Source organism: Bacillus sp. MMSF_3328 (assembly GCF_030733525.1).
Lineage (GTDB): Bacteria > Bacillota > Bacilli > Bacillales > Cytobacillaceae > Bacillus_AB > Bacillus_AB infantis.
Map to the genome: position 1 here is coordinate 632,964 of NZ_JASHIV010000001.1, position 19,875 is coordinate 652,838.

Below are 19,875 nucleotides of genomic sequence, written 5' to 3' on the forward strand. Positions count from 1 at the left end.
AATACAACCTAGAGTTAATATAGATAGGGGATTTCTATGGATATCAGAAAAGCAGAACCAAAAGATATAAGCAAAATAATGGGAATCGTAAAGAAAACAGTAGAAATTATGAGGCAGGAAAATAATGATCAATGGACAGATGAATATCCTGCAGAAACTGATTTCCTTAATGATATCAAGAACGGAACAATGTTTACAGCAGTGATGGATGGAGAACCCGCCGGTGCTATAACATGCGATCAGGTCCAGGCAGAGCAATACCGCCAGGTTTCCTGGCAAAAGGCCGATGGTGAATGCTATGTGTTCCACCGCCTCGTTGTAGATCCTGAAATCAGGGGAGCCGGGATTGCCAGCCGTCTCATTTCATTTGCTGAACAGCATGCTGTTCAGCAGAATGTGCCATATATGAGAACTGATACATATTCACTTAACAAGAAGGCCCAAAGACTGTTTGAGAAAAACGGATACAAAAAAGCCGGTGAAATCTATATGGACAGGGAGCATCCGTTCTTTTGCTACGACAAACTTCTTTAAGCATGCCGGAAGTTCAAGTATCCATCTGGAAAGGAATATCTACAGCTTCCTCATCTTCATGTAAGGGTATGATAATGACAAGAAGACCTTCTTCAAAAGAGGTTTTGATCTCTTGCCGTATGACCTGATATGGAATGGATAATTTCTTCTCAAACTTCAGGCTGGGGCGCTCTTTTATCAAATATTCCCGGTTGGGGAGAAGAGTCATATATTTACCTTGAATCATGATTTCCCCCTTAGCCAGTTGAACCTTGAAATTCTCCCTTTCAATGCCTGGAAGTTCTGCTTCAACAATGATGGTGTTTCCGGATTTGTAGACATCACATCGGGGCACGGATCCCTGCTGGCCGAAAAATGCTGAGCCGGGATTGGATGGCATAATCTGCCCCTCCGGATTCTTTTTGCTCAGACTGCCCAACAGCGGATCATTCTGGACCTGGGTGCTCCATTCCAGAAGATGCCTGAATTGTTCCAAAGACATAGCTTGTAACCTCCTTTAATGAATGGGAGCTCAGAGCTAAAAGGAAAAGGTTAAAGGATTTCAGTTACTTCAATCTCAGAAAACTGCATATCAATATTCTTGGGTATCCTGACTTCCAGCATGCTGTCTTTGAAGCTCGCAGAAGAGCCTTTCCTTTTTACAATGGCAGGAAGGGTAATCGTATGCTTATTTTCAAACTCAGGAATATGCTCCAGGATGATCTGGTTTGAAGTATGATAAAGCTTCAGCTGTTTGAGCCAGGATTCATCTTTTATTCCGATCCTGACAAAAACATAATCATGTGTTTCGTAGACAGAGGTATCGAGTTTGGAAGAGCCGGGAGGAGAGGGATCAGGGTTCCCCTGCTGAAATGGGCTGAATCCCTGCATCATATTCTGTGGCCCTCCCATTCCCTGAGTCGATTGGGGAAAAAGCTGGCCCATCATATTCTGAACATATTTGTCAATCTCGTCAGGCTTGAGCTGCTGCATCGTTTTTTTCATGTCTTTGTTAAACGGGAAAAGGTTCCAGGGAAACATATGATACATCCTTTCCTAGTGAGGCGTATATGCCCCATGTTCGGTATATGCTGATGTATTATATGCAGGCAGCAGCCTAATCGTTAATTTTCACGCATACAGCAAACCAGCTGCCAGTCCAATTGCATATATTTTCTGCCAGCCTCTTTTTATTTGCATATCTCAAGGGTTCTTCATAGTATAGTGATTAAGAGAGCAGAAAAAAATATTGCGGGGTATGTATCTTGGTGAATGTAAAGACGGCTTTAATAACCGGCGGAGCGGCCGGCATCGGAAAAAGGACAGCCATTGAACTGGCAGCTAATGGGGTTTCGCTTGCAATCAATTACCGCAGCAGCCGGGAAAAAGCTGAGCTGCTCGCAGAAGAATTGACTGAAAAATATGGGACGCAAAATATTGTTGTCCAGGGTGATATCGCTTCTGCAGAAGACTGCCTGCGCATTGCTGAGAAGGCACTGGATTATTTCGGCTCAATCGATATCCTTGTCCATAATGCCGGGCCATACATACATGAACGAAAAAGAATGGCTGATTATTCCCTTGAAGATTGGAGCTATCTGATGAATGGAAATGTAAACGCAGTCTTTTGGCTGACAAAGCTCCTTCTGCCGGCGATGAGAGAAAAAGGCTGGGGAAGAGTCATTACCATTGGATTTGATAGAGTCGAAACGGCGCCAGGGTGGATTTACAGATCAGCTTTTGCTGCAGCAAAAACAGCGGCGGCATCCCTCACAAGGACTCTTGCCCTGGAAGAGTCTGAGAACGGGATTACAGCCAATATGGTCTGCCCAGGTGATATCGTAGGTGAATGGAAAGAGAAGGAAATCATTCAGGCAAGAGAATTGATCGGAGATTTGCCCGAAAATGAAAGAGATGCAACCGGAGAGGATATTGCACGGGTCATTTCGTTTTTAAGTGATGATAATTCCGCCTTTATAAATGGGAGCATTATTCCTGTCACAGGCGGAAAGGATATACTGGGAAAAGCATACAGGCTTGATGGCTAAGAAGGGCACATTGCTGAAGGCAATGTGCTTTTTGCTGCAATATTTGTGCCAATAAAAGAGAAAGTTTGAGAAAACCTGCTGCAGAAACGAGTACATATAGTTTTGAAGGTGGAAGGATGATAAAATAGTAGGAAATAACTATAAATTTGATGCAGGTGCTGTGGCATATGGACATATATAACAGGTTTCTTAAAAAACTTCTAATCAATTTCATATTCGGCTCTTTGATTGCAGTGCTGGCAATCGGTGCAACCTTTATCTTTACAACCATTGATGCCAGGGGATATGACAAAGCCCTAATATGGCTGATTCTGGCAGGGTCAATGGTCATCATGTTTTTTACGGAGGGCTTTTTCTTCAGGCAGCATATCAGGCCCATTCGAGCTGTGTTTCTTTCAGATGGAATGGATGCGGAGTCTGTCAGAAAAGCTATCCTGAGGCTGAAGCAGTTTCCAGTCCTAACGGTCAAGCGGATTATGCTGCCGCATCTGCTTGGACTGACGATACCGGCAGCATCTGCTTCACTTTATCTGATCTCAGCCGGAGAGCTCAAGCTCTCCTATTATATGGTGCTTTATGCCGCCATTGCCGCTTTTCTTGTTGCCAGCATGCACGCCCTAATAGAATTCTACTTGACGCTTAGGGCGATCAAGCCGGTGCTGGCCCATTTCAAGGCGGCCAATAAAAGCGGGTGGCTTGTTCAAGAAACTCCGTCCACCATTCCTATCAAAAAGAAATTCCGTTTAACAGTCCTTGTGATCGGTGTCCTTCCTGTCCTGATTTTCATGGTAGCTGCCCAAATCAAGCTGGAAGGAATGGGTATGGAAACGGCCGTTTTTTGGCAGTGGGCGGCTGTTGTGATCTTCATTACAGTTTGCTATGCCATGCTGACCGCGAAGTATATGGCGGAGGATATTGAAGAGCCGATTTCACGCCTTCAAACGCTGATGTCCGAGGCGGAAAATCAGAACTTTGCCTACTTGAAGGATAATGTGTATACAGACGAATTCTCTGAGGTATTCACAGGTTTCAATATTATGATAGCGGCCCTGAAGCAAAGGGAAGAGACGAACCGGCAGCTGCTTGAAAGCTTCATGACTGTCCTGTCTGCAGCACTTGATGCGAGGGATCCATATACTTCCGGCCACTCAATGAGGGTGGCATCATTCTCCCGCGACATAGGGAAGAGACTTGGTCTTCATGATGAGGAACTGAAGCAGCTTTATCAGACTGCTCTTCTCCATGATATTGGAAAAATCGGTGTCCCGGATGGTGTTCTGCAAAAAGAAGGCAAGCTGACTGACGAAGAATTCGAGTACATAAAGGCCCATCCGGTTATAGGTGAAACGATTTTAAAGCAGGTACAGCCGGCAGGCGAGGTGGCTTCATTGCTCCCCGGGATCCGTTCCCATCATGAAAGAATCGATGGAAAAGGCTATCCTGATGGACTTCAGGGGGAAGAGATACCTTATTTTGGCCGGATCATCGCCGTAGCAGATTCTTATGATGCCATGACTTCTGACAGACCTTACCGCAAAGGGATGCCGCCGGAAAAAGCATTGCATATACTTGAAAGTGGAAAAGGCACACAGTGGGATCCACAGGTGGCAGACGCTTTTATTGAGCTGGCCAGAAAGATGGTGCAGACTGAGGCATCCTGATCTTTCAGGTTCTCTAGGGGCTATATAAATAACCCTTAAGGTCCTTCATACATGACAAAGGCCGCACCAGATTGGTGCGGCTTTATTGATGCACGCATATTCTTCCCGCATAATGAAAGAATTTATGATGAACGCAGCAATGCCTTCTCTTCCTGAATAATTCCGCTTCCGGACTGTACCCCCTCTGATTGGACCACCAGAGTCCGTGTAGGGAAAGCCATGCTGACTCCTTCCTCTTCCAGGATTAGCAAGATCCTGAAATTAATGTCTTCTTTGATGGAAAGATAATCTGCAAAAGACGTCACATTCGTGAAAAAGTACAGGTAAAGATCAAGGCTGGAATCATTGAAGCGGTCAAAGCGAACTATGATTGTATCGTTATGGATTTCCTCATGCTCAATGAGCATCAGCTCAATCCGCCTTGCGATTGCCTGGAGCTTTTCTCTTGAAGTGGAATACGTAACTCCCAGATGAAAGGCAATCTGCCTTTTTCCCATTTTAGACCAGTTAATGATCGGCTCGTTGGCAAGGGTCGAATTGGGAACCGTCACAAGAGCCTGGGCAAAAGTACGTATCTTCGTGCTTCTAAAGGTAATGTCCTCTACTGTTCCCTCGACGCTGGGAGTCTTAATCCAATCGCCTATTGTGAATGGCTTCTCGGTTACGATTACTATCCCTCCAAAAAGGTTGGAAACAGTTTCTTTCGCAGCCAGGGCAAAAGCCAGGCCTCCAAGACCCAACCCGGCAATGAAGCCGTTGATATTGAAACCCCATTCTTCAGCAATCATACTTCCGCCAAGAACAATGACAAGAGTCTTAGCCATCTTAGAAACAAAAGGGACGACCAGCTTATCGACATTAATGTCGAGTTTGCTCATCAGTTTAGGGAAGAGCACCGTAGTCATGCTGCTTAAATTGAAAAGGCCCCAGGCCGCAAGCACAACGAAAACTGACCGGAACAGCTTTTTTTCTGCTGTATCGCTGATCAGGTCATATGGGAAAAACTGCAAAGCCAGCTGAAGCCCGATAACGACAAACAGCCATCTGACAGGCTTTTGGAACGAATTTAGGATGGAAGAGGCTGTGGTGATGCCTTTTTTATCAGTATAATCAATAATCAGCTTGAAGATATATCTTGTAAACACTTTTCGGAGCAGCAAAAATAAAATCAGGATTCCGGCAGAAAGGGCAAACTTTGCCCAAAAATCATCGGTTAACAGGTAAGTCATCATTTTCCTCCTTGATGTAAAACTAAGCAGTGATAAACATTAGAACACTTTACCACTAACTGCGGAAAAATTTAATAGGTTGAAAGACGTAACTTTTAATAAGGCTCTTTACGCATTGATTGTTGCTTTATTGCCATTCTTATAAGAGGGGAAAAATTACATTTACAGGAAGGGAAATGCTGCTGGTGCTTGCCAGAATTTAAAGTCATACAACGTCAATTTTATACGTGAGGTATAAAAACCGCTATTTCTGGATCATTCAAGAAAATCTATTTAGGAACAATCGCGACCAGCCATAAAGAGCGGACCTTACAGGACCTGAATGAGGGAATCGGGGACAGGCTGAAAAATAAGCGGAGAAATTCCCCCTGATTTCAAAGAAACTCTAAAAACAGCTGCAATAGTCGGAGAAATTCCGGCGATCGATTAAAAAACAGAAAAATGGGCAACTTTGCTGCACTTAACCGGAAATTTTCCGCTTATTTAATGCCCTCATGCCAGATTCAGCAGTTAAAACGGAAATTCTCCGCTTATTTTAAGGCTTGCTGGCCCCTCAAATGAGGATAAGACTTCCTGGTTTTTTTATCCTTTCCTGCCCTGTTAGCTGAATAAACCTCTCCTGAAAAGGGGAAAAAAGAGGGTCTCTTCACTCAATTTTGAAAAAGCCTGTCTGCCATATATACCTATGCGGAGATCAAAGGCGAAAGTACAGGAATGGACAGACCGTTTTTTTCAGAGTCTGGAATATAGCATGGCTGTTCCTGGCTTTCGGTTTGCAAATGCATTTTCAACCCGCAGATTTAAGCTCTAAAGAATAAGGATGCTGGCTGAGCCGCTGAATTTTTGCCGTGAAGGTCTTCAGCTGCTTCTTTCAGCATATAGTATACGGACAAGCGATTTGGAGAGGAGAATGAAGGGTGGCATATCAGGGGTCGAAAGGCTGGTATATTCAGAAGCTGAAGGAAATGGGGATCAATAAACATCCGATAGACCGCAGGAAAATAGAATTATACAAAACCTATATTGTCAGAAAGCTATACATCGAAGAATTAAAGAAAAATCCGGGAAAATAAACATATGGGGAGGCTGCATAGAAAGCAGTCTCTTTGTTTTGCCAAACGGTGCGGCAGTCTATGCCCGGCACCTGAGCATGCGTTTTTCATAATGGCATGTTGGAAAGCGGCGAAGCATATGATGAGGGAGAAAGGGGGCAGAGGATAGTGAGATCTCTTATTGCAAACAAGCTGGCCACCATTTGGATGGAAATCGGGGAAAGCAGCTTTGACTGCCCGCTGAAATCCGTAAGCGGGGGGAACACAGTCTGGCAGCAGATATATCTGCTCGGGCACTATCCTGTCCTGCTCCATGAATATTATTTGATGTCCAGACTGATTCTCGATAGCAAATGGATTTTGCCTCCATGGAAACTGTTCTCTTTTAAGTGCGGAAGTGCAATTGAATATGATGCCTTCTATGCCGCCGCATGCGAGAAGGAAATCGGCAGCTTTACATACACCGGCATTGACGAAGAAGTCTGGAGTGGCCTGAGTGAAGTCCCCCCCAATAAACTTAAGCTGATTCGATCACCTCCATCAGGCTTGCAGGTAGGGGAATTGGATGAGATCAGCTTAATAATGTTCCCTAAATCATTAAAGAGCTTTACCGGCAGGGATTTTGAAGCTATAAGCCAGCAGCTGCAAAGGGCTGTTATGAAAAGGAAAAGAATCTGCATGGCTTTCTCGGCATCCGACCCTGAAAAACCTGATTATGAGCTGAACCGGTTTCATTCACTCCTTGAACAGGCTGCGAGATGGCAGAAGTACAGAATCTGCCAAGAGCAAACGATTCATATTCAAGCCGAAACAGCCATCCGATATGCTGATAACCGTTTCGAATATCCTCCAAAAATTCTGATGAAGATGAGGGATAGGGAGGGCTTAGCCTCAGTTTGTCCTGTGGAGAGGCTGGAACAGGCATTTATGAGGGCAGTTTTTCTGGAGGCAAGGTGAGTTTTTATATATGAAAAAAAGCCAGTCGGGAATGACTGGCTTTTGGTTAAATCTCGTGTATGTGCACCCTTAAGCCTCCATTAGCTGGGTGACATCCTGAACCGGCTGGACTCCGCTCCGCATTACATGAAGTGTATATAAGTCCTTTGGGATTTCATAAAGATTGTAGATAAGCTCCTGCTTGTTCAGCTGTTCAAATATATGTTTCCTTGTTTCATTGGCCTGGATAATATACGGAAGCTTTTCAGCAGCTTTTTGAGAACGGATATTGACATTTCTGATCCTCATAAAGATCGTTTCGATTCCGGCTTCATAAAAAAGCTCATCAAAAAAAGCATCCTTGGCTGTCTTATTATAGCCTTTCCCATGATAGGGCTTGCCGAGCCAGGTGCCGAGGAACCCGGCCTGATCCTGAATATCGAACAGATTGATGGTCCCGATCGGAGCACCCCATTCATCGAGGATAGTGCGGGAAATAAGCTCACCGCGTTCCTCTGCTTCAATCGTCTGCTTGGTCATAAATAAAAATTCATCATAGGAATAGGCTTTTTGGCGCACAAAAGGGAAGACTTCCGGGTGCGTCATCAATTCGTACAAAGCATGGCAATCCTGAAGATCGCGTTTCTTGAGCATGTATGTTCCCTCCAGCCCGAGGTAGTCCTGCTCCATGCCAAATAGAGCTCTGGTCCCACCCTCGAAATTTTTTGTAATGTTGCTAAAAAATTTCGGGGTGGGAATCGAACCCACTAGAACCATCCTTGGATTGGATGGTGGCGCACCATTTGCCTTCCCTATATCTATTGCATTCCATTATGTGTTTATTCAAAGGCAGAAATTCAGCAGAATCTTTGCCACTTAAGGTATCATACTAAAAAAAAATAAAAAAAGAAATAGGTAAATTGTTAATATTTCTTGAAAAATTTACAGCAAAATTCGGCAGCGGATTTTGACAAATTCCATCACTCAGAATAGACGAATTCCCCGTCAATCATCGTCCAGGACGGCTTGGACAAAAAATGGAAAGGGTGGAGGCTCCAAAGGGCCAAATCTGCATCCTTGCCAGGCTCAATTGAGCCGAGCCTGTCTTCTGCTCTCAAGTTCCTGGCCGGAATGAGCGTGATTCCCTCGAGTGCTTTCTGTTCAGCAAGACCTTCCCTCATGGCTATGGCAGCACAGACATTCAAATATTGTATCGGTGTATAAGGATGGTCTGTCGTTATCGAGACTTCAATTCCCATTTTCGTCAGTTCGCTGTATGTCCTCCATGTTTTATTTTTCAATTCTACCTTCGATCTTCGGGTCAATGTCGGGCCCACAGACACCTTTAAACTCCTTCCAGACAGCTCGTCGGCTACCAGGTGACCCTCTGTGCAATGCTCAATCCTCAAATCCAGATTGAATTCATCTGCCAATCTTACCGCAGAAATGATATCATCCGCCCTGTGTGCGTGGATCCGTACAGGAATGGAACGATTAAGGGCGAGCAGCAGCGGTGCGGTGCGGAGATCTTCCGGTGATGCCGAGTTTTTTGCGGCATAAAAAGCCTCCCGGAGCATTCCCATGATGCCCATCCTGGTAATCGACTCTTTATTGCCGTGGCTGTGAATCCGCTTGGGGTTTTCCCCGAATGCGATTTTGAGGCCTGCCGTTTTCTGGATCGTCATCTTTTCAATATTTTTGCCGGCGGTTTTGATGACAGAAGTGGTTCCGCCGATGATATTGGCGCTGCCAGGCATGATATGGACCGCCGTGATACCATGCCGCACAGCATCAGAAAATGCAGGGTCGAGCGGGTATACGCCATCCATGGCCCTGATATGCGGGCTGAGCGGCTCTATGGTTTCATTGGCATCATTCCCGGCCCATCCGTTCCCTTCATCATAAAGTCCCATATGTGTATGCACATCGATAAAGCCTGGGAGCAGATGCCTTCCGCCGCAGTCAATGATCCTGACGGCGGAATCCACCTTAATTGAAGGGCTTGCCCTCTCTATCTTGCCATCTGAAACAAGGACGTCACCCCTGAAGGGTGCTGAAACAATCGGGTAGACAAGCGCATTTTTCAACAGCATCCTTGGCATGATCACGCCTCCTTTTTTACGCATCAATCTTTTTTGCGTTGCTTGACAGCAATATATCCGGCAAGAAGGACAGCAGCGGTGACGATGATCGGTGCCAGATATGGTTTTGCATAATCCTTTACTTCATTCCAATGGTCGCCAAGCTCCATTCCCAGCAGGAGAAAAAGCACTGTCCAGGGGATAATGGCCGCCACAGTATACAGAAAAAAGGTTCTGAGAGGCATCTTTGCTATTCCTGCCGGTATGGAAATGGCATGCCGTACGACAGGTATGAACCTGGCAGTGAAGATGACGCCGGTTCCATAGCGGTTAAACCAGTCCTCGGCAGCATCCAGATGACTGCCTTTAATCAGCAGAAATTTGCCGTATCTCTCAAGGACGGGCCTGCCCCCAAAATAACCGAGCCAATAAAGAAAAAGCTGGGCAGCGGTGCCGCCGGCAACCCCGGCGAGCAAAGCTCCTGCAAAATGGATCTCTCCGCTTGCAACCAGGTATCCTCCATAGCTCAGGACAATTTCACTGGGGATCACTTCTGCCATCAATCCAAGGGCTATGCCCAGATAACCGAGGCTTGAAAGGAACTCAAATAACTGAATGATCACTTCCTTCACTGATACATCACTCCCTTAAAAAAAACCTGTCATTTGAAGGGCGAGGACAGCAAAGCCCAAAATCCATACATAAACAGCAAAAATCTTCAGGGATTTTCTTTTTAAAAATGAAATCATCCAGACTACAGCCGCATAGCCGAACAGCGCTGAGGAGAGTGTGGCGATCAATAGGCTCCCAAAAGGGATGGCCTCGGTATGGCCGGCATACATTTCTCCTGCCTGCATCACAATCCCTCCGGCTATCGCTGGAATGGAAAGAAGAAAAGAAAAATAGGCAGCCGTTTCTCTATCCAGTTTCCTGATGAGGCCTGCGGCAATCGTCAATCCGGAGCGGGAGAGGGCGGGGAAGATGGCTGCTGCCTGGAAGGTGCCAATGAAAATGGCATCCCCCATACTGATATCGTCCATCTTTTTCCTGCCTTTTTTTATTCCATCGGCAGTCCAGAGGATAAAGCCGGTAAGCAAAAATTCCCACCCGATGGTTACGCCGGACTTTGACAATGAATCGAGAAGATCCCCGAGAAGGAGACCTGCAATCACGGCAGGAACTGTTCCGGCTGCAAGGAGCAGGGAAAGCCGCCCGAAAGGTTTCCTGGCGATTTGGAGGAGCTCATCTTTGTAAACGACAAGGACTGCCAGCAAGGTTCCGACATGCAGCATGGTATCAAGGAACAGGCCAGCCTCATCAAGCCCGAACAGGTGCCTTCCGAGATATAAATGCCCGGTACTCGAAATCGGGAGAAATTCAGTCAGGCCCTGGATCATGCCGAGAATTAGCGCTTCTATCTTAGAAAGCATCTGATCACCCTTTACATCTTTTTGGAGTATTGAGGAAGGCTCCTTTATTGTTGTATTTGCCGATATATGCCCTCACTAATTAGTATTCAAGTTGTCCCAAACAAGAACAGGGAAAGAAAAAGATGCGGTTAAAGAATAATTTAAGCGGAAGAATGAAACCTTTTTAGATGTGGGGCGTAGTAATAGTTATAAGAAATCATTTTTAATATTGGAGGAATTATGAGTGGAATACCAAAAAAACTCCAGCAGTGATGAAAGGCTGATGGCATCCCTGATTTATATATCCAGCCTGTTTACGACCTTTCTCGGGCCGCTGATCATCTGGCTTTTGAAGAAGGATGACTCGGAGCTTGTGAATTATCATGGAAAAGAGTATTTTAACTTTCTTATTTCTTATGGTGTGTACAGCATCATCAGTACCGTCCTGATGATTGTCCTTATCGGCTTCATCACCATCTGGATCGTCGGCGCTCTGGCCCTGGTCTTTACCATTGTGGCGGCAGTAAAAGCCTATGAAGGCAATGAATACAGAATACCGCTGGTTTTTCGTCTGATAAAATAAGACAGCATAGCTGCTGATTCCTTTTAATGGGATCAGCAGCTTTTTTTGTGCCGCAGTCAGGCGGAGCCTGTGACAAATGCGGATTTTTTTTGTTAGAATATATCCATTATCAAGCAATAATAGGCAAAAAAAAGAGAGGAGTCTTTGTCATGCTCAATGAAACCGGCCTGGTGCTCGAAGGCGGCGGGATGAGGGGCGTCTATACGGCAGGCGTGCTGGAATACTTTATGGAGCAGGATCTGTATTTTCCCTACATAATAGGAGTTTCAGCGGGAGCCTGCAATGCTGCTTCCTATATCTCAGGGCAGAAAGGACGGAATAAAACCGTCAATGTGGATCTTGTCAGTGATCCCCGCTATATATCATGGCGCAATTATTTCAGGAACCGGCAATTCTTTGGAATGGATTTCATTTTTGATGAGGTCCCGAACAAGCTTGTCCCCTATGATTATGATAAGTTCCATAACAGCCAGTCGGAGTTCGTCATTGGCACAACCGACTGCCATACAGGAGAACCTGTTTATTTTAACAGGGAAGGCTACGGGCAGGATGTGCTGCAGGTGCTGAAAGCTTCGAGTTCACTGCCTTTCATTGCTCCGGAGATAGACTACAACAGCAGAAAGCTGCTGGATGGGGGAATCAGCGACCCGATTCCGCTGAAAAAAGCCCAGCAGGACGGATTCCAAAAAAATATAGTCATACTCACAAGAAATAAAGGCTATCAGAAAAAACCTTCAAAGTTCCATTTCCTTGTCAGAAGAAAATATCCAGCCTATACAGGCCTCCAAAAGGCCATGGAAAACCGCTACCGGCAGTACAACCAGACACTCGGCTACCTGGCAGAGGAAGAACAGAAGGGCACCACCCTTGTCATCCAGCCATCAGAGCCGCTCGAAGTGGGAAGGATGGAAAGAAACCCAGCCAAGCTCGAACACCTCTACAACCAGGGCTACAGCGATGCCAAGAAGCAATTTGGGCGGATTCAGTCTTTTATTGGGTGACATTTATGTTGGTGACAGGCACCTATACCAGTTGTAGACCAGTTTATAGCAGATCCCTGCCCGCTTTGGGCAGGGATTTTTGTCTTGAGAGGGTAAGCGTCCTGCAGCATTGGAACCGGAGAAGCAAAATATATTATTAAACTATCTTTCTTTAAAATAGAGGTGCAGGGTGTTTCGTTGGAACCGTTATTAAAGATTTTTCGCGAAATAGTGGTGCCAGAGAGGTTTGCTGGGACCACTATAACTGATATTCGGCAAGATAGTGGTTCCAGAGAGGTTTGCTGGGACCACTATAATTGATATTTGGCAAGAAAGTGGTTCCAGAAGGATTTGCAGGAACTACTATTTTTATTGTTTCTCAAAATAGTTGTCCTAGTGCTCTCCATGGCTCGCAGACCCCACATGCCTTTATATACCTACCCATTCCCTGGCATGATTTCCCCCCGCCATTAATAGAATTAAAGAGAAACAAAAATTTAAAGCAGAACCGCAACCAAATTCTTCACGGGAGACTTGCTGATGAATATCCAAAAGCATTACAGCCGATTAGCAGATCTATCTCTTAACAGCAGCCTGGCAGCACTAGTGCCTCTATTTTTCATCCTTCCGGCCTGCCTGGTTATGCTGCCGGGCAGGGAGCTGGTGCTGGCAGCTGTGCCTTTTCTTTTGTACAGCTTTGGCTGCTATCAGATGAGTGTGCTCCATCAGGCAAGGTCAAGAGCGGTGGACAGGCTGGACAGCTGCCAATATCACGGGAAGCTATTGGAAGAAAATCATCTGCTGGTTTCCCATCTTCCTTCTGCTTCTTTAAGAATGCTCTTATTTACCCCTGACGGCCAGCTCGCTGGAGAACTGAGAGATTCGTACGTGACCTTACTAGGGAAACTTTGCCCCTCTTTTCTTTCCAGGTCATTTCAGCGGGAATACGGATTATACAATCGATCAGGCAACCTGATGATCCTTTTTCTGTCGAGGAAGAATAAAGTGGATATTTTCAGGGCTGACCGCCGCTATATTGGGACGATGCAATTTATTCATAAACCAGGAGGATCGGCTGTCATACGATTCCGCCAGAAGACGCTTTCCGTTCGAAGGGAAAAGTTTTTCCTGGATTGCAGGATTGGATGGGATGGCGGGAAAGAATTGATGAGCTACAAAAAGGGTCTGATGCCTGTAAGCTGGGCTGAGAAATTTCAAAATCCTAATATGGAGGTTATGGCATTTAATGACAATGCCGGACCGAAAGAGAGGATTTTGGCATTGGCAGCAATCGCTAAGCTGTTTGCTGACGGATGATGATCGCAAGCAGTCAGGTTTTGAAGTGCTTATATATGGGAATCTATCACTAAGATCGTATAATGCAAAAGAGCGGAGGATAAAGTGATGGATAACAGCTATGAAAATTGCATCAAAGCGTGTCTGGATTGCCTGGAAGCATGCGAGGTTTCCTTTAAGAAAACCCTGAAAGAAGCAGATGCCGGGAAAAAGTCTGAGGCAATCAGGCTGTACAGAGACAGTGCCGATATTTGCGCGCTGACAATCAAGGCGCTTGAGTCAGATAGCGATTTTATAAAAAAATATACTCTGCTCTGTTCAAGGATAGTTGATCAATGTGCAGAACAATGCAAGCAGTTTGAACAAGCTCATTGCATGAACTCTGCAGAAAAATGCTATATTTGTGCAGAAGAATGCAGAAAGCTTGCTGCTTGAAGGGACACGAAATAGACAAACACAATCCGGCCGGCGTGCCGGTTTTTTTATTGCCGCCTGTTTACTTAGATCACATAGCATATTAAAATGGTGTTCTAGCACGAATATTCAAGCCTATGCAGCTTAGGCCTGCTAAGGACATATAAGAATGCTAATAATAGCCCGAGGTGTAGAATGAAAAAGTTTCTTCTTGTTGCAGGGATCATTTTGCTGGCTTTATTCGTTATTGATAAGACGGTCTTAAAAGATAAAGGGGTCGTAAACAAGGTGCTGCCGGCTGAAAAATATGAAAGGCTGGAGAATCCGGAGGAAATAGCGGTGGGGATTGAACCGGGCAATAAAGCACCGGACTTTACTCTGACTGATATAGAGGGAAAAACAGTGAGCCTCAGTGATTATAAAGGCAAGAGGGTTTTTCTTAATTTTTGGGCAAGCTGGTGCCCGCCCTGCAAGGCCGAAATGCCTGATATGCAGGAGCTTTACGAAGAAAAAGCAATCGGGGATTTTGAAATCTTGGCTGTCAACATGACATTTATTGAAAAGAACAAAGGCGATGAAATGGACTTTGTAAAGGACCACGGTCTTACCTTTCCCATTCCGCTTGATGTGAAGGGACAGGTCATGGGGGAGTATGAGATTATGGCTTATCCGACCAGTTTTTTTATAGATTCTGACGGAATTATCAGAAGCAGGGTTATGGGCGCCGTGGATAAGGATTTTATAGAGAAAGAAAGCAAAAGGCTTCCATGATGTTCATGGAAGCCTTTCTTCTGTATCTGTCGGCAAAATATCAGATGATGCTGCCTGCAGGCGTTCCTTGATCTTCCTCTTTCTGTAAAGCATCATGCCGGCTTCCCCGATATCCCCGACTGCTGAGCGGTTGATGAATGCACCGAAGACAAGCCCTGCAATCGGCACCATCTGAAAAAGCTTCTTCCAGCCAAACTGATCACGATAAGCAAAGACAACTTCACGCCATCCCTGGATCTCTGATGCGATTTCCCGCTGTACATCCTCTTCCGGCGAATCGATATCGGAAAGCTGCCTGAGAATCGCCTGCTTGCCAACGATGTCAGCAGATACAAACTGCAGCGCCTTGACGATGAACAGTCGTTCTTTCTTGCTTTTCGGATCATAGCCATAGCAGATGGCAATATCCTGAAGGGTCTTCAGCTGCATCCCGAGAAGAACTGGAATATCAAGGCTTAAAGTAAACAATCCTCCAAACCCTGTCCCTGCCCCCTGAATGGCTGCAAGCTTCTTCCTGGAGCCTGTCAGCTTTTCTGCTGCTCCGTCCATCTCCTTGATTGAAAGTACAGCAGTATCTTCAAGAGTATTTACATTCCGCCCCGGATAATAAGATTTAATGGAATTAGAGGTGCTTAAATAGCTGCCGCCCGTCTGTATATAGCTGCCGAGCTCATCAAGCATAACACCCATCTTTTTTTGAATGATTGCCGGGGTCAGCTTGTCCAGCACCTTAAATGGGAGCCTGCCGATTTTTTCCCAAAACCATAGGCCGCTTTGATCAGCTTCCCATTCCTGGCATTTCTGCAACTCAGACTGCAGCTCTTGTTTGGTCTCCTGCATTGTTGTAATATTCCTTTCTGATTGTAATAGTCATAATACGTTTGTCCCCATCCAAAGGTTTCAGGTGCAAAAGCACTATTTTAATTAATTTTAGCGGCTCATAAGTTCTCTGAATTGTCGTAAGAGATAATTCATGATAAGATGCCTTTAATATTATAAATATAATATTCCTTCGGGGGCGGGTGAAAGTCCCAACCGGCGGTGATGAGGCATGCCTCTTAGTCCGTGACCCGGCTTTACGCTTAGTGAAGACGGTGGATTTGGTGAAATTCCAAAGCCGACAGTTATAGTCTGGATGGGAGAAGGAATGGATGTATGAACCGCGTTTTTAACATTGTGTTTTGAACGCTTATTTCGTCATGTCTAATTTGGCCCCGTACTAATTCTGTACGGGGCCTGCTGTTTTTTCTGGAGAGAAAAAATTGAACGATAGGAAAAGAGGGTGTACATATGACAGATGAAGATTATATGGATCTGGCCCTGTCCCTGGCCAGGAAAACAATCGGGCAGACCAGTCCCAATCCATGTGTCGGCGCCGTTGTGGTAAAAGATGGGCAGATTGCAGGGATGGGGGCTCATTTAAAGGCTGGTACCCAGCATGCTGAAGTCCATGCCATCCGGATGGCGGATGGACTTGCCAGGGGAGCAGAGATCTACGTAACACTCGAACCATGCAGCCATCATGGAAAGACTCCTCCCTGTGCAGACCTGATCATCGAATCGGGGATCAAGAGGGTGGTCATTGCCTCAATAGATCCCAACCCGATTGTCGCCGGCCGCGGGATTGCCAAGCTTGAAGCAGCAGGGATAGAAGTGGAAGTTGGAATCAGGCGGGAAGAAGCGGAAGAAATAAATAGCGCATTCTTTCATTTCATGAGGACCAGCAGGCCATATGTAACGATAAAGGCCGCCGCATCATTCGACGGCAAAACAGCAGCGAACACTGGTGACAGCCAATGGATTACCTCTCCAGAATCCAGGGAAGATGTACACCGGTTAAGACATGAACATGACGCAATATTGACGGGCGTAAACACAGTCATCCATGACAACCCCCAGCTTACCGCCAGACTGCCCCGAGGCGGAAAAAACCCTATTAGAGTAATACTGGATTCCACATTAAGGATCCCCGATGATGCAGCTATCCTGCATGATCAAAAAGCGCCGGTCATCATTTTTACCGGCAGCAATTATGACAACAGCAAGGCGGAGCAAATCAAAGCTCTGGGCACGGAGCTTGTACATTTTCCTGAGGAAGAGGTGCCAGCAGGCAAGGTGCTTGAGGAATTAGGAAAAAGGCAGATTCTTTCTGTCTTTGTTGAAGGCGGTTCTGAAATCCATGCTTCTTTCATTAAGGAAGGGTTATTTCAGCAGATCATTCTGTATGCAGCCCCCAAAATCATAGGGGGAAGAAAAGCTGTCCCATTCATCGGGGGAGAAGGGATCTCTTCAATGGATCAATCCACTCCTTTGGCATTTAAATCGGCCGAACGCATCGGTCCGGACCTGAAAATTATTGCGGTGCCGCAGCCGGAGGAGGGCCATCATGTTCACAGGATTAATTGAGGAAGTCGGCAGGGTTGAACAGATTGTCCACCAGGGTAAAACTTTAAAGCTCAGCATATCCGCCGGCAGGATACTTGAAGATGCGGGGATTGGCGACAGCATTGCCGTAAATGGCGTTTGCCTGACAATCACTGATTTTACCGAGAGAAAATTCAGCGCTGATGTTATGCCTGAAACATACCATTCTACCAGCCTTGCCGAATTGAAGCGCAATAGCCCTGTAAATCTTGAAAGAGCCATGAAAGCTGGCGGCCGATTTGGGGGGCATTTGGTATCAGGGCATATAGATGCCAGAGGCAGGATCATTAGAAAAAGGCATGAAGAAAATGCCATCTATTATGAAATCGAAGTGCCGGAGGAATGGTCCCATTTGCCAGTGGACAAAGGTTCCATAGCTGTAGATGGTGTTTCGCTGACCATTTTTGAAGCGGGAGCTTCTTCCCTGACAGTCTCGCTTATTCCCCATACCGCAGGTCATACGATCCTGGGAGGGAAGGAAGCAGGGGAAACTGTGAATCTTGAGTTTGATATGCTTGGGAAATATATTTACAGCTTTATGAATAAGGCTGCCGCCAAGCCGGAAAAGAAAACTGTTTCAGAGGCGCTTCTGAGGGAAAACGGCTTTTTGTGACAGCGTGATAACTAGCTTAAGCAATAAAAGAAGGCATGTCTTTCACCCAGGAATGAATGGGGAAAAGTCTGACCTTAACCAAAGGAGAGCTGTAACCATGTTCAATACAATCGAAGACGCTATTGCAGAACTAAAGAAAGGCCGGCCTGTGATTGTAAGTGATGATGAAGACCGGGAAAACGAAGGCGATCTGGTTGCTCTTGCTGAGTTTGCCGGGCCGGAAACCATTAACTTCATGGCAAAGGAGGGGAGGGGTCTGATTTGCATGCCAGTAACAGAGGAGCTTGCAGTCAGGCTCGGCCTCCATCCCATGGTTGATGTTAATACAGACAGCCATGGTACAGCTTTCACAGTCAGTGTTGATTATAAGGAGACGAAGACAGGCATCAGCGCATTTGAAAGGGCACAGACCATCGAAAAACTTCTCGATGAAAGCTCGGTTCCTGAAGATTTTGCCCGTCCTGGACATGTATTTCCTTTGATTTCCAAAGAAGGCGGTGTCCTAAGGAGGGCAGGCCATACAGAGGCGGCAGTTGACCTGGCTCGTCTGGCCGGGGCAAAGCCAGCAGGAGTCATCTGTGAAATCATGAAGGACGATGGCTCCATGGCATTAGTGGATGACCTGAAAGAAATGGCCGAGAAATTCAATCTAAAGATGATTACTATCAAAGACCTGATAGAGTACCGTCTTGAACATGATTCTCTCGTTAAAAGAGAGGCGGAGATAACGCTTCCTACTGAGTATGGACAATTCAAAGCGGTTGGCTATACAAATAAACTGGATGGCAAAGAGCATATTGCCCTTGTAAAGGGAGAAATTTCAGAAGAGGAGCCTGTGCTTCTGAGGGTGCATTCAGAATGCCTGACCGGAGATGTGTTTGGTTCGAACCGCTGTGACTGCGGCCCTCAGCTTGAAGCAGCCCTCAAGCAAATAGAAGAAGCCGGGTCAGGTATTCTCCTGTATATGCGCCAGGAGGGAAGGGGCATTGGCCTTATCAATAAAATGAAGGCTTACAAGCTGCAGGAGGAAGGCTATGACACAGTGGAGGCCAACCACATGCTCGGATTCAAGGATGATCTCCGTGATTACGGGATAGGTGCACAGATACTCCGGGACCTGGGCGTAAGGAAGATGCGCCTCCTGACGAATAACCCCAGAAAAATCGCCGGCCTTGAAGGGTATGGGCTGGAAGTATCAGAAAGGGTACAGCTTCAGCTTCCGTCTAAAAAAGATAATGAAAACTATATGAAAACCAAAAAAACAAAATTAGGTCATATGCTGACTTTTTAATGGAGGAAAATACGATGAAAAAAGTGATTGAAGGAAATCTGGTAGGTACTGGGCTTAAAATAGCTATTGTTGTTTCAAGGTTCAATGAATTTATAACCGGGAAGCTTCTGTCTGGAGCAGAGGATAGCTTGAAAAGGCACGGTGTTGCAGAGGAAGATGTAACGGTCGTGTGGGTGCCGGGAGCCTTTGAAATCCCTCTTGCGGCTAAGAAAATGGCCGATTCCGGAAAGTATGACAGCGTCATAACGCTAGGGACTGTCATCAGGGGAGCTACACCGCATTTCGACTATGTAAGCAGCGAAGTATCAAAAGGAGTGGCTTCAATCAGCATGTCAAGCGGAATCCCTGTCATCTTCGGTGTCCTGACTGTCGATACGATTGAACAGGCGATTGAACGTGCCGGAACGAAAGCTGGAAACAAAGGCTGGGAGGCTGCCGCAGGAGCGATAGAAATGGGGAATCTCTACAGGGAAATGGCCAATTAAGGAGTCTCCTATTGGCAGAGAACTCAATGTCTGCTAAAATATATCCTTGTGGCTCACCTGTTTATCAGGGAGAGCGGGTAGGGAGAGGG

At 45.9% G+C, this 19,875-nt stretch carries 22 protein-coding genes and 1 riboswitch; of the genes, 14 read left to right on the forward strand and 8 right to left on the reverse strand.

The annotated features are described in order from the left end of the window. Window positions 1-36: 36 nt before the first annotated feature. Window positions 37-534 carry a GNAT family N-acetyltransferase gene (locus RBB45_RS03235; protein ID WP_009795492.1) on the forward strand — a complete coding sequence of 166 codons (498 nt, stop codon included), beginning with the start codon at window positions 37-39 and terminating at the stop codon, window positions 532-534. A gap of 13 nt (window positions 535-547) precedes the next feature. Here RBB45_RS03235 and RBB45_RS03240 read toward each other — a convergent pair whose 3' ends face one another. Both RBB45_RS03240 and RBB45_RS03245 read right to left on the reverse strand, forming a co-directional pair. Further along, window positions 548-1,015: an Hsp20/alpha crystallin family protein gene (locus tag RBB45_RS03240; RefSeq protein WP_129611942.1), complete on the reverse strand. Its 468-nt coding sequence runs from the start codon at window positions 1,013-1,015 to the stop codon at window positions 548-550. 50 nt (window positions 1,016-1,065) lie between these two features. Next, window positions 1,066-1,554 carry an Hsp20/alpha crystallin family protein gene (locus tag RBB45_RS03245; protein WP_022544076.1) on the reverse strand — a complete coding sequence of 163 codons (489 nt, stop codon included), beginning with the start codon at window positions 1,552-1,554 and terminating at the stop codon, window positions 1,066-1,068. 227 nt (window positions 1,555-1,781) lie between these two features. Here RBB45_RS03245 and RBB45_RS03250 point away from each other — a divergent pair, with 227 nt between their 5' ends. Together RBB45_RS03250 and RBB45_RS03255 are read left to right on the forward strand one after the other, a co-directional pair. Next, a complete protein-coding gene (locus RBB45_RS03250) occupies window positions 1,782-2,561 on the forward strand; it encodes an SDR family oxidoreductase (protein WP_094767263.1) in 780 nt (259 codons plus the stop codon). Window positions 2,562-2,728: 167 nt separating this feature from the next. Then, a complete protein-coding gene (locus tag RBB45_RS03255; protein WP_306009091.1) occupies window positions 2,729-4,222 on the forward strand; it encodes an HD-GYP domain-containing protein in 1,494 nt (497 codons plus the stop codon). 122 nt (window positions 4,223-4,344) lie between these two features. Here RBB45_RS03255 and RBB45_RS03260 read toward each other — a convergent pair whose 3' ends face one another. After that, complete coding sequence (locus tag RBB45_RS03260; RefSeq protein ID WP_129611940.1) at window positions 4,345-5,454, reverse strand: mechanosensitive ion channel family protein; 1,110 nt, start codon at window positions 5,452-5,454, stop codon at window positions 4,345-4,347. Between the two features lie 914 nt (window positions 5,455-6,368). Between RBB45_RS03260 and RBB45_RS03265 the strand changes: the two genes are divergently transcribed. Next, window positions 6,369-6,524 carry a YflJ family protein gene (locus tag RBB45_RS03265; RefSeq protein ID WP_022544074.1) on the forward strand — a complete coding sequence of 52 codons (156 nt, stop codon included), beginning with the start codon at window positions 6,369-6,371 and terminating at the stop codon, window positions 6,522-6,524. Window positions 6,525-6,671: 147 nt separating this feature from the next. After that, window positions 6,672-7,460 (forward strand): hypothetical protein, encoded by a 789-nt coding sequence (locus tag RBB45_RS03270; protein WP_022544073.1) that lies wholly within the window; start codon window positions 6,672-6,674, stop codon window positions 7,458-7,460. Window positions 7,461-7,529: 69 nt separating this feature from the next. On the opposite strand, the gene RBB45_RS03275 is transcribed toward RBB45_RS03270, so the two are convergent. The 4 genes from RBB45_RS03275 to RBB45_RS03290 all read right to left on the reverse strand — a co-directional run bounded on the left by RBB45_RS03275 (window position 7,530) and on the right by RBB45_RS03290 (window position 10,950). Further along, window positions 7,530-8,093: a GNAT family N-acetyltransferase gene (locus RBB45_RS03275; RefSeq protein ID WP_009795501.1), complete on the reverse strand. Its 564-nt coding sequence runs from the start codon at window positions 8,091-8,093 to the stop codon at window positions 7,530-7,532. Window positions 8,094-8,419: 326 nt separating this feature from the next. Further along, window positions 8,420-9,541, reverse strand: coding sequence for an amidohydrolase (locus RBB45_RS03280; RefSeq protein WP_306009092.1), 1,122 nt, complete (start codon window positions 9,539-9,541; stop codon window positions 8,420-8,422). A 23-nt stretch (window positions 9,542-9,564) separates the two neighbouring features. Continuing rightward, window positions 9,565-10,152, reverse strand: coding sequence for an undecaprenyl phosphate transporter UptA (gene uptA, locus RBB45_RS03285; protein ID WP_101549732.1), 588 nt, complete (start codon window positions 10,150-10,152; stop codon window positions 9,565-9,567). 15 nt (window positions 10,153-10,167) lie between these two features. After that, complete coding sequence (locus RBB45_RS03290) at window positions 10,168-10,950, reverse strand: undecaprenyl-diphosphate phosphatase (RefSeq protein ID WP_094767238.1); 783 nt, start codon at window positions 10,948-10,950, stop codon at window positions 10,168-10,170. 262 nt (window positions 10,951-11,212) lie between these two features. On the opposite strand from RBB45_RS03290, the gene RBB45_RS03295 reads away from it, so the two are divergent. The 5 genes from RBB45_RS03295 (at window position 11,213) to RBB45_RS03315 (ending at window position 14,973) form a co-directional block, all read left to right on the forward strand. After that, the gene (locus RBB45_RS03295; RefSeq protein WP_050767316.1) at window positions 11,213-11,512 is read left to right on the forward strand and encodes a DUF4870 domain-containing protein; all 300 of its coding nucleotides are present in this window, start codon (window positions 11,213-11,215) and stop codon (window positions 11,510-11,512) included. 149 nt (window positions 11,513-11,661) lie between these two features. Beyond that, a complete protein-coding gene (locus RBB45_RS03300; RefSeq protein WP_009795507.1) occupies window positions 11,662-12,513 on the forward strand; it encodes a patatin-like phospholipase family protein in 852 nt (283 codons plus the stop codon). Between the two features lie 519 nt (window positions 12,514-13,032). After that, on the forward strand, window positions 13,033-13,809 hold the full coding sequence (locus tag RBB45_RS03305) for a hypothetical protein (protein WP_306009093.1): 777 nt from the start codon (window positions 13,033-13,035) through the stop codon (window positions 13,807-13,809). A gap of 87 nt (window positions 13,810-13,896) precedes the next feature. After that, window positions 13,897-14,223: a four-helix bundle copper-binding protein gene (locus tag RBB45_RS03310; protein WP_306009094.1), complete on the forward strand. Its 327-nt coding sequence runs from the start codon at window positions 13,897-13,899 to the stop codon at window positions 14,221-14,223. Window positions 14,224-14,397: 174 nt separating this feature from the next. Continuing rightward, complete coding sequence (locus RBB45_RS03315; protein ID WP_306009095.1) at window positions 14,398-14,973, forward strand: TlpA disulfide reductase family protein; 576 nt, start codon at window positions 14,398-14,400, stop codon at window positions 14,971-14,973. Between the two features lie 3 nt (window positions 14,974-14,976). Here RBB45_RS03315 and RBB45_RS03320 read toward each other — a convergent pair whose 3' ends face one another. Continuing rightward, the gene (locus RBB45_RS03320; protein WP_009795512.1) at window positions 14,977-15,813 is read right to left on the reverse strand and encodes an EcsC family protein; all 837 of its coding nucleotides are present in this window, start codon (window positions 15,811-15,813) and stop codon (window positions 14,977-14,979) included. Window positions 15,814-15,977: 164 nt separating this feature from the next. Then, window positions 15,978-16,124, forward strand: a riboswitch (FMN riboswitch). A gap of 139 nt (window positions 16,125-16,263) precedes the next feature. Between RBB45_RS03320 and ribD the strand changes: the two genes are divergently transcribed. The 4 genes from ribD to ribH all read left to right on the forward strand — a co-directional run bounded on the left by ribD (window position 16,264) and on the right by ribH (window position 19,786). Continuing rightward, complete coding sequence (gene ribD / locus RBB45_RS03325) at window positions 16,264-17,379, forward strand: bifunctional diaminohydroxyphosphoribosylaminopyrimidine deaminase/5-amino-6-(5-phosphoribosylamino)uracil reductase RibD (RefSeq protein ID WP_224951991.1); 1,116 nt, start codon at window positions 16,264-16,266, stop codon at window positions 17,377-17,379. Continuing rightward, the gene (ribE, locus tag RBB45_RS03330; protein ID WP_009795514.1) at window positions 17,360-18,010 is read left to right on the forward strand and encodes a riboflavin synthase; all 651 of its coding nucleotides are present in this window, start codon (window positions 17,360-17,362) and stop codon (window positions 18,008-18,010) included. Before ribD ends, ribE begins: the two co-directional genes overlap by 20 nt. Window positions 18,011-18,107: 97 nt before the next feature. Further along, the gene (locus tag RBB45_RS03335) at window positions 18,108-19,301 is read left to right on the forward strand and encodes a bifunctional 3,4-dihydroxy-2-butanone-4-phosphate synthase/GTP cyclohydrolase II (RefSeq protein WP_306009096.1); all 1,194 of its coding nucleotides are present in this window, start codon (window positions 18,108-18,110) and stop codon (window positions 19,299-19,301) included. A gap of 14 nt (window positions 19,302-19,315) precedes the next feature. Further along, window positions 19,316-19,786, forward strand: coding sequence for a 6,7-dimethyl-8-ribityllumazine synthase (gene ribH / locus RBB45_RS03340; RefSeq protein WP_022544069.1), 471 nt, complete (start codon window positions 19,316-19,318; stop codon window positions 19,784-19,786). Window positions 19,787-19,875: the final 89 nt, after the last annotated feature.